8 protein-coding genes and 2 pseudogenes are annotated in these 12056 nt (G+C 69.0%); 6 read left to right on the top strand and 4 right to left on the bottom strand.

The genetic code is table 11. The features are described from left to right. Window positions 1-687: 687 nt before the first annotated feature. Window positions 688-1206: an RHS repeat-associated core domain-containing protein gene (locus tag ACF3NS_RS03040; protein ID WP_392469058.1), complete on the top strand. Its 519-nt coding sequence runs from the start codon at window positions 688-690 to the stop codon at window positions 1204-1206. Between the two features lie 252 nt (window positions 1207-1458). On the opposite strand, the pseudogene ACF3NS_RS03035 reads toward ACF3NS_RS03040, so the two are convergent. Both ACF3NS_RS03035 and ACF3NS_RS03030 read right to left on the bottom strand, forming a co-directional pair. Then, window positions 1459-1683 (bottom strand): annotated as a pseudogene (locus ACF3NS_RS03035) (integrase core domain-containing protein); the annotation flags it as partial. Window positions 1684-1879: 196 nt separating this feature from the next. Beyond that, window positions 1880-2191 (bottom strand): annotated as a pseudogene (locus tag ACF3NS_RS03030) (transposase); the annotation flags it as partial. A gap of 823 nt (window positions 2192-3014) precedes the next feature. Here ACF3NS_RS03030 and ACF3NS_RS03025 point away from each other — a divergent pair. Then, on the top strand, window positions 3015-4649 hold the full coding sequence (locus ACF3NS_RS03025) for an IS1634 family transposase (RefSeq protein WP_392467734.1): 1635 nt from the start codon (window positions 3015-3017) through the stop codon (window positions 4647-4649). 726 nt (window positions 4650-5375) lie between these two features. On the opposite strand, the gene ACF3NS_RS03020 is transcribed toward ACF3NS_RS03025, so the two are convergent. Continuing rightward, window positions 5376-6116 carry a GntR family transcriptional regulator gene (locus ACF3NS_RS03020; protein ID WP_392467732.1) on the bottom strand — a complete coding sequence of 247 codons (741 nt, stop codon included), beginning with the start codon at window positions 6114-6116 and terminating at the stop codon, window positions 5376-5378. 144 nt (window positions 6117-6260) lie between these two features. On the opposite strand from ACF3NS_RS03020, the gene iolC reads away from it, so the two are divergent. The 4 genes from iolC to ACF3NS_RS03000 all read left to right on the top strand — a co-directional run bounded on the left by iolC (window position 6261) and on the right by ACF3NS_RS03000 (window position 10714). Continuing rightward, window positions 6261-7271, top strand: coding sequence for a 5-dehydro-2-deoxygluconokinase (gene iolC / locus ACF3NS_RS03015; RefSeq protein ID WP_288799209.1), 1011 nt, complete (start codon window positions 6261-6263; stop codon window positions 7269-7271). Next, window positions 7271-8200, top strand: a complete 930-nt coding sequence (locus tag ACF3NS_RS03010) for a class I fructose-bisphosphate aldolase (RefSeq protein ID WP_154592080.1) — start codon at window positions 7271-7273, stop codon at window positions 8198-8200. The genes iolC and ACF3NS_RS03010 overlap by 1 nt, the downstream gene beginning before the upstream one ends. Continuing rightward, window positions 8197-9093 carry a 5-deoxy-glucuronate isomerase gene (gene iolB / locus ACF3NS_RS03005; protein ID WP_392467730.1) on the top strand — a complete coding sequence of 299 codons (897 nt, stop codon included), beginning with the start codon at window positions 8197-8199 and terminating at the stop codon, window positions 9091-9093. Before ACF3NS_RS03010 ends, iolB begins: the two co-directional genes overlap by 4 nt. Window positions 9094-9214: 121 nt before the next feature. Then, on the top strand, window positions 9215-10714 hold the full coding sequence (locus tag ACF3NS_RS03000; RefSeq protein ID WP_392467729.1) for a CoA-acylating methylmalonate-semialdehyde dehydrogenase: 1500 nt from the start codon (window positions 9215-9217) through the stop codon (window positions 10712-10714). A gap of 271 nt (window positions 10715-10985) precedes the next feature. On the opposite strand, the gene ACF3NS_RS02995 is transcribed toward ACF3NS_RS03000, so the two are convergent. Continuing rightward, window positions 10986-11855, bottom strand: a complete 870-nt coding sequence (locus ACF3NS_RS02995) for a TIM barrel protein (protein WP_154592077.1) — start codon at window positions 11853-11855, stop codon at window positions 10986-10988. Window positions 11856-12056 lie beyond the last annotated feature (201 nt).

Below are 12056 nucleotides of genomic sequence, written 5' to 3'. Positions count from 1 at the left end.
CTGTCGTGACCGCCACGGGGGGGGGTGAGGTCCATGTGGGTGATTCTTCGTTTACCCTGGTTGACGTGGCCTGGTGCGAGGCGCACGTTGCAGTGACACACAGGTTCTGCGTGATCACTGAGCGTGTCTAAGCCTGAGGAGCTCGTTATGGCTGGTTCGTCATCGTGGACGGGTCGTACTCGGAAGTCGGTGCTGGTGACTGCTGCGACGGTGTCGTTGGTCGCGACGTCGTTGGGTGGTACCGCCGGGGCTGTGGGGGCGGATCCGAAGCCGCCATCCCCGGGGCATTCGAGGTCGAAAGTGGGCCCGAACCCGGGGGGACAAGGGCAAGAAGGCCCCGACCCACCCGGAGGCGCCGGGGTGGGTGAAGGACAAGGTCGCCAAGAGCCGCTGGAGCGCGCCGGGTCAGGTGCGCAGGGGTGCAGTGGGGATGGTCCCGCCGCCGTCGGCGCGGTGGACGTACGAGGGCAGCGGTGATGGTCTCGAGGCAGCGGTGCAGGCCACGGGTGGACGTGCGGCTCCTCACGTGGCTGCGCCGGAGCGGGTCGCGGCGGTCGACCCGGACGAGGCTGTCGCGGCGCCGGGGCTGGGGGTGCAGGCGCACTACGGGATGGAGGAGTTCACGATCCGCGAGGGGCTGTCGGTCGCGGTGAAACCGCAACCGGCGATCACGGCCTCGAAGCCGCGATCTACCGATACTCCCCCTACGGCGAGTGGCGCGTCGCCGACGAGCACTACGACGGCGGCACCAAGGCCAACCGCATCCAGTTCCACGGGCTGCTTTACGACGACGCCACCGGCCTATACCGCACCGACACCCGCTGGTACGACCCCACCACCGGGCGCTTCACCCAACCCGACACCACCGCCTGCGAAACCAACCCCCACCTCTACGCCGCAGGCAACCCCAGCAACGCCACTGATCGGTCAGGGAAGAAGTCCATCGGAGACGCAGTTGGAGACGTGGCTGGCGAGGTTGCCGGAGCGGGTCTGGGATTGGTCTCAAAGGCTGGACCCGTGGGCTTAGGCGTTGCTCTCGCAGGAGGGTGCATCGCAGGAGTAGCCGCGGAAGGAATTGGCAACTACATCGATGGAGAAAGAACATCGGGAGGAGACGTCGCCTTGTCATGCGCAAGCGGTGCGGCTGCGGGTTTCATAGGCCGCGCGGTCGGAAAGTTTGGCAAGAGCACAGGAGGAGACGACTAGACATGGGGGTTTTCCTAGTCTTGGCCGCCCTTGGGATTATGGTCATGTTCAAGGCGGTGATCTCCTGGAGCAACGACAAGTGGTCAGTATGGCCGGTGTTGGCTTCGATGCTATACACGAGCTTGATGCTGGTTGGATATTTCTTCACGCAGTAGCCCGCCAAAGTTCCTCGATTGTGCCCATGCCTCACCGGGTCACTTCAGCGTGCTGACGGCAAGGTGGGTGAACCGCCTGAGGTCTTTGCCGCTCGCATGCGGGCTGCGGCTCGGGGTTGAGGGCAGCGTAGTGGGCGATCTCGTACTCGGTCGGGGGAACGTAGCCCAGCGCGCTGCGCAGGCGCCGGTGGTTGTAACAGCTGACCCATCCGGCGGTGGCATACTCGACGTTGCCAACGGTCTTGTACGGCCCGGCGTGGAAGATCGTCGTGCGGATCCACTCGGTCTTGTACAGGCCGTTGATGCACTCCGTCAGGGCGTTGAGTCCCCTATGTCAAGCAGCGTGCGGAAGGGTCTGCCCGGGTTTGGTTGACAGGTCAACCAAACCCGGGGCTGACCCCGGCACGGTCCAACTGGTCTGAGGTGTACTGGCAGCCGAGGTCGGCGTGGAGGATGACCCCGGTCGTGTCGCGGAGCCTGTCAATTTGTCTGTGTAAATGGAATGGTTCTCAATGGGTTTAGAGGTGGGCGGTGAAGCGGCCGGGGTAGATGAGGGCGAGCTCGCCCGGGGCGGCTTTCCAGTCGTGGACGGTGGATCCTTCGACGAGGCGGCCGCTGGCTTTGCGTTGGTCGCGGGGTTTGCCGGCTTCCTTGGCGCGTTCTCGGGCTCGGCGGTCCTCGATGTTGCGGATGGCCAGCTACAACAACTTGATGACGGCCGTGTCGGAGGGGAAGTTGCCGCGGGTCTTGATGATCTTGCGCAGCTGGTAGTTCAACGACTCGATCGAGTTCGTCGTGTAGATCACCTTGCGGACCGCCGGCCCGAACGCCACGATACGGGCAATGCCTGATATTTGAGATCACCGCGTTCGAACTGATTGTACTAGTGGCTGTTCTATCTGTACTAGTAATTTTGATTCGATAGAGAATTGGCCACCTACGCTCACGGGACTCCACTGAAGTTGACACCACCCGTGTCGACAGAATCAATCGACAGTAGACCTAGATTCGAAAGTGGTCGCGTACACCTCAAATAGTCATCGAATTTAGAGAGTGTACGCGGCCACTCATTCCGGTGGGGGGGCTGCTGCACCTACCGCCCGGGCTCTCGGTTACGCTCACGGCCTTGCGTCTGGTCGCGCATCCGGTGGGCGTAGGTGCGTGTCCCGAGGTTCGTCGCGCGGGCTGTCAGGCCGCGCCGTAGGGCCGCGTGGGGTCCGTTCGGGTAACTCGCCGCCCTCCGTAATCCACCGGTCGCGAGGAGGGGCTTTTGGCTCACCAGCTCGCGCACGCCGACGCACGGTGCTGGGGGATGGGGTACACCCCATCGATACCGCCCCAGCGGCACCGCCGTTGCAGGGCAGATAGGGTCCACCTCGCATTTCCCCCACGGTGGGGGTCGCCTCTAGCGGCATAGGGCAGTCTGGGCAGGTCGTCGGGTACCCCCCGCGTGTCGAGGGCGGCGAGGGCGGTGGTGTTGTCGTTCGTGAACGGCGGCGCTGTCGTGGCAGACGACGTCATCGACCCTCAGCAACGGGGCCCTGACTTTGGACAGGTAGTGCGGGATCTGGAGGTGACGGACCGCTGACCTGTGGTGATTTCCTGGGGGTTGGGCAGTTTCACGCACTAACTGGGTGCGTCTAGCCTCCTGGTGTGGCGTTCATCAGGCGGGTGCGGACGAAGTCGGGGGCGACGGCCGTGCAGATCGCCGAGTACGCCGCTGGGCGTCAGCGGATCCTCAAGCACGTCGGTTCGGCGCACACCGAGGCCGAGCTCGGGGTGCTGCTGGCCCGGGCCGGTGAGCTGCTGGATGACCGCGACCAGGGCGTCCTGGAGCTGGGGGTGGAACCGAGCCCGCCCTCGGCGGCGCTGGTGGCGCCGGCTCCTGAGCCGGCGCTGCTCAACCCGTCGCCTGCGTCTGGGCTGGCGGTACGCACCGGTCCGGGGCGGGTGGTGGGTACGGACAGCCGGGTGCTGTTCGAGGCCCTCGCCGCGGTGTACGCCCAGCTGGGGTTCGGCGTGCTCGAGGACGAGGTGTTTGCCGACCTGGTGCTGGCCCGGGTCGTGGAGCTGACCTCGCTGCTGGACGCCGCCCGGGTGCTGGCCGATCTGGGTCAGGAGGCTGCCAGCTACAAGACGATGGGGCGCACCCTGACCCGCGCCAGGGAACGCGGATACCGCGACCAGGTCGCCACGGCCTGCTTCGAGCAGTCGTACATGACCAGCGGTGACGTCTCGCTGGTCATTTCCGACGTCACCACCTTGTACTTCGAGGCCGAGAAGGGGGACGACCTGCGCAAGGTCGGCTTCTCCAAGGAACGCCGGGTCGACCCGCAGATCGTCGTCGGGCTGCTGGTCGACCGCAACGGCTTCCCGCTGGAGATCTGCTTCGAGGGCAACAAGGCCGAGACCTCCACGATCGTGCCGATCATCGAGGCGTTCCAGGCCCGGCACGACCTGGCTGACATGGTCGTGGTCGCCGACGCCGGGATGCTCTCGGCGACCAACCTGCGCCAGCTCGACGAGGCCAACCTACGGTTCATCGTCGGCTCCGGGGTGACCAAGGCCCCGATCGACCTCGCCTCCCACTTCCGCTGGCACGGGGACGCGTTCACCGACGGGCAGGTCATCGACACCACCACGCCGCGAACCGGCCGCAACAGCGACAACGATGTCAAGGTCCGCGCCGAGCCCTCGTGGGACCCCGACGAGCACGTGGCCTCCTGGCGGGCGGTGTGGGCCTACTCGGCCAAGCGTGCCGCGCGCGACCACAAGACCCTCACCCTGCAGGAGAACCGGGCCAAGGCCGTCATCGCCGGGGAGAAGGCCGCCCGCACGCCACGATTCGTGAAGAAGAACGGCGGGGCCACCGTGCTCGACGAGGCGTCCCTGGCCAGAGCCCGGCGGCTGGTCGGGCTGAAGGGCTACGTCACCAACATCCCTGCCACGGTCATGCCTGCCGGCGAGGTGGTCTCCTCCTACCACGACCTGTGGCACGTCGAGGCCTCGTTCCGGATGTCCAAGACATACCTCAAGGCCCGGCCGCTGTTCGCCCGGAAACGTGACGCGATCGAGGCGCACCTGACCATCGTCTTCACCGCCCTGGCGGTGTCACGCGAGGTCCAGAACCGCACCGGCTTGACCATCCGCAACGTCGTCCGCCAGCTCCGCCCGCTGCGCTCAGCCACCATCGCGATCAACGCCACCAGCCAGATCTTCCCGCCCCAGATCCCCGCCGACAAGCAGGCCATCCTCAAGGCCATCCACCGGGGCGGGCTCACGCACTAACGAAATGACCAAACTCGGGTCGTGGCAGACGACGTCATCGACCCTCAGCAACGGGGCCCATGACTGAAGATTGTCGTCAGGCGCGACACCCCGCCAGGGTTCGTCTTGGGGAGCTTTGCTATTCACTGCGCATGATCTTTGGACCGCAGGACGCTACAAGATGGTGGTTCGCGGATCATAGGCGTGGCCGGTCTCGTTCTGCTCTTCGTCGCTGCTGCGATCCGCAACTCCGCCGATCCCTCCGACAATGCGTCGATGCTCCGGGTGAGGCCACCGACCTCTCCGTCTGCCTGATTGTCCTCAGTGGTGGGAGACCAGCCTTGATCATGGGCGAGCTGTTGGCGGGGGATGCCGAGGATGACCCCGCGACTGCACGGCGGTCCAAAACAGTCATGTGCGGCACGATCACCTGTTCCATCGTTGCAGCAGTAGTCGTGAGTCTCTGACATCGGACGTGAGGGGGGCGAGCCACCCGCTCATCCGGTCTTCGATCAGACGGGAGCCAGGTCATGGAGGTGACCGCCGAAGTATCCAGGTCCGGCGCCTGGTGGGCGGTCGAGGTGCCTGAGGTGCCGGGTGCGTTCACCCAGGCCGAGCGCCTCGATCAGGTCGAGGCCGCGGTGGTCGACGCGGTCCGGACGAGGCGTGAGTGTGACGACCTCGCCGTCACCGTGACGGTGGCACACAGGTCGACGCGAGCGCGATCCTGAGGTGCGGCCCCGCGGGTCAGCGTTCGTGCACGGTGATGTCGAAGGCGTACTGGTCGGCGCGGTAGCAGTGGTCGCCGAACTCGACGGCGGCCCCGTCGCCGGCATACGCCTTGCGGGTCATCGTGAGCAGGGGGTCGGACTTGGACAGCTCGAGGAGCTTGCGCTCGCGGCCGCCGGGGGAGCGGGCGCCGATGGTCTGCTGGGCGACGACCATCTTGGCCCCGCGCTCGCGCAGCAGCTCGTAGAGGCTGTGCTCGGTCAGCTCGGCCTCGGTGATGTCGGCGAAGCGCGGCGGCAGCCAGTTGTGGAGCAGCGCCAGGGGCACGTCGCCGGCATAGCGCAGCCGCTCGATGGAGAGCATGGGCGTGTCGGCGGGCAGGCCGAGTGCCTCGGCCGCGCGCTCGCTGTAGGCCTCTGCGTCATACGAGAGCACCCTGGTGACCGGGGCCCGACCGGAGCGCTGGAGGTCCTCGTAGAGCGAGGTGAGCTCGTCGCGGCGGTGGATGACCTCGTTGGCCACCGTCGTGCCGATGCCGCGGCGGCGCACCAGCAGGCCGCGGGCGACCATCTCGCCGATGGCGCGGCGCACCGTGGGGCGGGACAGGTCGAGGCGCTCGGCGAGGGACAGCTCGTTCTCGAACGCGTCGCCGGGCTTGAGCGCGCCACCCTCGATCGCCGCCGTGAGCTGTTGCGCGAGCTGGTGGTACAACGGCACCGGGCTCGTGCGGTCGATCATCACGGGGAGCTGAATGGTCACAGTCCGTGATGGTAATAGCAATATGTCAAAGTGTCACCAACTCACTAAAGTCCGTTTGTCCTAACAAACCTTGACAGGGTTGCGAGCGCTGAGGCAGGCTGGGCGTGTTCCCACCGACGTGACACCGACGCACAAGGGATTGTGATGGCTGACGCACCCTCCGACGCGACGAGCGCCGAGCGGCCCCAGCGGGCCGACGGGCCCGAGCCGTTCGACGTGCTGACCATCGGACGGGTCGGCATCGACATCTATCCCCACCAGATCGGCGTGGGGCTCGAGGACGTCGAGACCTTCGGCAAGTTCCTCGGCGGCAGCGCCACCAACGTCGCCGTCGCTGCCGCCCGGCACGGCCACCGCTCCGCCGTCATCACCCGCACCGGCGACGACCCGTTCGGCCGGTTCGTGCACCGCGAGCTGCGGCGACTCGGCGTCGACGACCGCTTCGTCACCCCTGTCGAGGGCCTGCCGACGCCGGTGACCTTCTGCGAGATGTTCCCGCCCGACGACTTCCCGCTCTACTTCTACCGCTACCCCCAGGCGCCGGACCTCGTGATGCGGGCCGACGAGATGCCGCTCGACGCCATCGCGGGAGCGCGCATCTACTGGGCCACGGTGACCGGTCTCTCGCACGAGGACAGCCGCGCCGCGCACCACGCCGCCTGGGCCGCCCGCGACCGCCGCGCCCACACCGTGCTCGACCTGGACTACCGCCCGATGTTCTGGCCCGACGAGGTCACCGCGACCCGCGAGGTCGAGGCCGTCCTCGACCGTTGCACCGTGGCCGTCGGCAACCGCGAGGAGTGTCGCGTCGCCGTCGGCGAGGAGGACCCGGAACGCGCCGCGGACGCGCTGCTCGAGCGCGGCATCGAGCTGGCCGTCGTCAAGCGGGGGCCCCAGGGCGTGCTCGCCAAGACCCGGGACGAGCGCGTCGAGGTCCCGCCGATCCTGATGGACGTCGTCAACGGGCTCGGGGCCGGGGACGCCTTCGGCGGCGCTTTCTGCCACGGCCTGCTGCAGGGCTGGGGGCTCGAGCGGATCCTGCGCTTCGCCAACGCGGCCGGCGCCCTGGTCGTCGGTCGGCTCGAGTGCTCCACGGCCATGCCCACGCCCGACGAGGTCGAGCAGCTGCTCGCCGAGCGCGACGGAGACCGGTGATGGACCGCGCCGGCGTCGACGTCCGGGCCCTCACCAGGACCCGCCTGCGCGAGCCCGAGCGGATCGACCTCCTGTGGGCGGCCCGCCGGCGCCGCCCCCTCGTCGGGGACGACGGCCGCCTGCTCCTGGTCGCCTGCGACCACCCGGCCCGTGGCGCCCTCGGGGTCCGCGACGACCGTATGGCGATGGCCAGCCGCATCGACACGCTGGAGCGTCTCGCCACGGCCCTGTCACGCCCCGGCGTCGACGGCGTGCTCGGCACCCCCGACATCCTCGAGGACCTGCTGCTGCTCGGCCTGCTCGATGACAAGGTCGTCATCGGGTCGATGAATCGCGGTGGCCTGCAAGGATCCTCGTTCGAGCTTGACGACCGGTTCACGGCCTACGGCGCCGCCGACCTCGCGCGACGCGGGCTCGACGGCGGCAAGATGCTCACCCGCATCGCCCTGTCCGACGAGGGCACCGTGGCCACCCTGGAGGCCAGCGCCCGGGCCGTGACCGAGCTCGCCGACGCGGGCCTGATGGCGATGGTCGAGCCCTTCTGGAGCTCCCGGGGCGCCGACGGGAGGGTGGTCAACCACCTCGACCCCGACGCGGTGATCCGCTCGATCCACGTCGCCGCAGGCCTCGGGGCCACGAGTGCCCGCACCTGGCTCAAGCTGCCGGTCGTCGACGACATGGCCCGCGTCCTGGACGCCTCGACCATGCCCGCGCTGCTCCTCGGCGGCGACCCCGCCGGCGATCCCGAGGACACCTATACCACCTGGGCCGACGCCCTGACCTGCCCGAACGCCGCCGGCCTCGTCGTGGGCCGGGCGCTGCTCTATCCACCCGACGGGGACGTCGCTGCAGCGGTCGACGTCGCGGCCCGCCTCGTCCACGGCGACCCTGTCCCCGCCAACCGACCACCCGCTGGAGGAGCACGATGAGAGACTGGTTCAAGCCCTGGCGCACGACCGGGGACGACGACTACCCGGTGCGGATCCGACCGGGCGACCCCGGCTGGGCCCACACCGGTCTGCTCGTCGCCGACCTCGAGCCCGGCGAGTCCCGCGAGGTCGCCACCGGCGAGCACGAGTTCGTCGTCGTGCCGCTCGCCTGCGAGGCGGCGGTCGTCGAGACGGGCGGTTCGGCATACGAGCTGGAGGGTCGACCCTCGGTCTTCGCCGGGCCGGCGGACTGCCTGTATGTCGGGCGCGACGCGAGCTTCACCGTCACCGCGCCGCGGGGTGGGCGGATCGCGCTGTGCCACGCGACCGCTCGCAGTTCGTTCCCCGTGAGACATCTGCGCAGGGCGGAGATCCCCGTCGAGCTGCGCGGGGCCGGGCAGGCGAGCCGGCAGGTGCAGAACTTCGGCACGCCGGATGTCCTCGACGCCGACTCGATCATCGCCTGCGAGGTCATCACGCCCGCCGGCAACTGGTCGTCCTACCCGCCGCACAAGCACGACGAGGAGCGGTCGGGCGAGGAGACGGCGCTCGAGGAGATCTACTACTTCGAGATGCAGACCGAGCGTGGCGGCGGCCCGGGCCGTGACGGGGGCGCAGGCGCTCCGGACCCGATCGGCTACCAGCGCGTCTACGGCACCGACGACCGCCCGATCGACGTGCTGGCCGAGGTCCGCTCCGGCGACGTGGTGCTCGTGCCGCACGGCTGGCACGGGCCGGCGATGGCACCGACCGGCTACGACATGTACTACCTCAACGTCATGGCCGGGCCCGGCGACGAGCGCGCCTGGCTCATCTGCGACGACCCCTCCCACGCCTGGGTGCGCGGCACCTGGGACGCCCAGTCCGTCGACCCCCGCCTCCCCTACTCCTGACCTACCCCCGGTAGAGGCATCGACCGGCCGTCGTTCGCCAGGCCGATGCCCCCACCCCCGGCGGGTCTGAGCCCCGCACCCAGCGTCCCGTCATACGGCATCGAGCAAAGGACCACTCCCCATGACCACCCGCATCACCCACCTGATCGGCCACTCCTCGTGGGAGGGCACGGCCGAGCGCACCTCCGAGGTCTACAACCCCGCCACCGGCGAGGTCACCGGCACCCTCGACCTGGCCAGCAAGGACCTCGTCGACGAGGTCGTCGCCCGGGCCGCCGAGGCCGCCCAGGAGTGGGGCCAGACCTCCATCGCCAGGCGCACCCGCGTGCTGTTCGCCTTCCGCGAGCTGCTCGAGGCGCGCAAGGGCGAGATCGCCAAGGCCATCGTCGCCGAGCACGGCAAGACCTACTCGGACGCCGTCGGCGAGATCAACCGCGGCCTCGAGGTCGTCGAGTTCGCCTGCGGCATCGGGCACATCACCAAGGGTGGCTACTCCGAGAACGTCTCCACCCAGATCGACGCGTACTCGATCCTGCAGCCCCTCGGCGTCGTCGGTGTCATCAGTCCGTTCAACTTCCCGGCCATGGTGCCGCTGTGGTTCGTGCCCGTCGCGGTCGCGTGCGGCAACGCCGTCGTCATCAAGCCGTCGGAGAAGGACCCCACCGCCGTGAACCTCATCGCCGACCTGTGGCGCGAGGCCGGCCTGCCCGACCGCGTCATGAACGTCGTCCACGGCGACAAGGAGGCCGTCGACGCGCTCCTGGACAACCCGCAGGTCAAGTCCATCTCGTTCGTCGGGTCCACGCCGATCGCGCGCTACGTCTACGAGCGGGGCGTCATGGCGGGCAAGCGCGTCCAGGCCCTCGGCGGCGCCAAGAACCACATGCTCGTGCTCCCCGACGCCGACCTCGACCTGGCGGCCGACGCCGCGGTCAACGCCGGCTTCGGTGCGGCCGGGGAGCGCTGCATGGCGATCTCCGCGCTGCTGGCGGTCGACTCCGTGGCGGACGAGCTCATCGCCAAGATCACCGAGCGGATGGCGCAGCTCACGACCGGTGAGGGCAACGGCGAGGGCGTCGACATGGGGCCGCTCGTCACCAAGGCGCACCTGGACAAGGTCCGCGGCTACGTCGACGCGGGGGTGTCCGAGGGCGCCGAGCTCGTCGTCGACGGCCGCTCGGGCGAGTGGGTCGGGGGCACTCCCGACGGCTTCTTCCTGCTGCCGACGCTCTTCGACAAGGTCACGCCGCCGATGTCCATCTACACCGACGAGATCTTCGGGCCGGTCCTGTCGGTCGTGCGGGTCGGCTCGTATGACGAGGGCCTGCGGCTCATCAACGACAACCCGTTCGGCAACGGCACGACGATCTTCACCAATGACGGCGGCGCGGCGCGGCGGTTCCAGAACGAGGTGCAGGTCGGCATGGTCGGCATCAACGTGCCGATCCCGACGCCGATGGCCTACTACTCCTTCGGTGGGTGGAAGAACTCGCTGTTCGGCGACACGCACGCGCACGGCATGGAGGGCGTGCACTTCTTCACCAAGACCAAGGCGGTCACGGCGCGCTGGCTCGACCCGTCGCACGGCGGCCTCAACCTCGGCTTCCCCCAGAACGACTGACCTACCGGGGGCCGGGGCATCCGCCGGCCTTCGTCCAGCAGGCTGATAGGACCAAGGCCGGCTGATCGTGCCCCGAGTGCCGTATGCCGAGGCGCCCGACCCCACGCGGGGCCGGGCGCCTCGCGCTGGTGCGGGTCAGGTGGTGGCTGTGTCTGGCGTTGCCCCAGCATCGAGCCGCCCCATCGATGGGGGGCGGGGCGCGAGGCGGTGTGGACCGCAGATCGGGGCGGTTCGGGTGGTCAGGGCCACCAGACCCGCCCCGACCTGCCGGTCAGACGAGGAGCTTCTCGACATACTCCCGGTTGATGCGGGCCGCGTCCTTGGGGTGCTTGTGCGTGGTGTCCTGCTCGAGCACGATCCACCCGTCGTAGCCGCGCTGTCGCAGCCACCGCACGACGCCGGCGATGTCGACGAGGCCGTCCCCGAGCTCGGGAAAGATGATGCCGCGCAACGCGTCGCCGAAGCTCCACCGCTCGGCCTGGGCGCGGCGCAGCACCTCGGGGTCGACGTCCTTGAGGTGGACGTGCGCGACGCGGTCGCCATAGGTCGGCAGGAAGTCGAGCGCATCACCGCCGCCGTACTTGAGGTGGCCCACGTCGAGGCACCAGCCGACCTTGGCGGGATCCGTCTCGTCGAGGAAGCGTCGCGTCTCGGCGGCCGTCTCGACATACGTCCCGACGTGGTTGTGCAGGACGACGCGCATGCCCATGGGCTCCAGCAGGTCCGCGAGGTGGGCGAGGCCGTCGGCGAGGTTGCGCCACTGCTCGTCGGTCAGGCCGCGGGACTCGTCGACGTGGCCGGCCTCGGCATCGCGGCGCTCGTCCCCGAGCTCTGCGGCCACCAGGATCGACCCGCCGGCAGCCCGGACGCGCTCGGCGACGGCCAGGGCGGCGGCGTCGGCCTCGTCCCAGCGCTCGCGGTCGCGGTAGCCCAGGCGCACGAACGCCCCCACCATCTGCAGCCCCCGTCGTGACATCTCGGCGCGGACCACGGCGGGGTCGTCCGGCATACCCGGCCCCCACTCCGTCGCGGTGTAGCCCGCCTCGACCATCTCGTCCATCATCGGGCCGGGCGCTGTGTAGGGCCGGAAGTCGGGGATGTCCCCGTTGTTCCAGTTGCAGGGGGCGGTGGCGATCCTCATCGATGCGCTCCTCGGTCGGTCGGGTCGGTCTGTTCGGCTCGGGTCGGCTCGGTCTGACGACCAGGCCGTACGACGAGTTTGCTCTGACATACTGACATGACGGGCGCGCCGGGTCGACGGGGCCCCCGAGATTCGCCGGGGGCGGGATCATCGACCTGGCGAACGAAGGCCGGCTGATGCCCCTACCCCCGGCGGGATCAT

It is taken from the genome of Arsenicicoccus cauae (assembly GCF_043162025.1).
Taxonomy (GTDB): Bacteria; Actinomycetota; Actinomycetes; order Actinomycetales; family Dermatophilaceae; genus Arsenicicoccus; species Arsenicicoccus cauae.
Note: the sequence above shows the minus strand (reverse complement) of the source record. Positions and strands in the feature narration are given on the sequence as shown.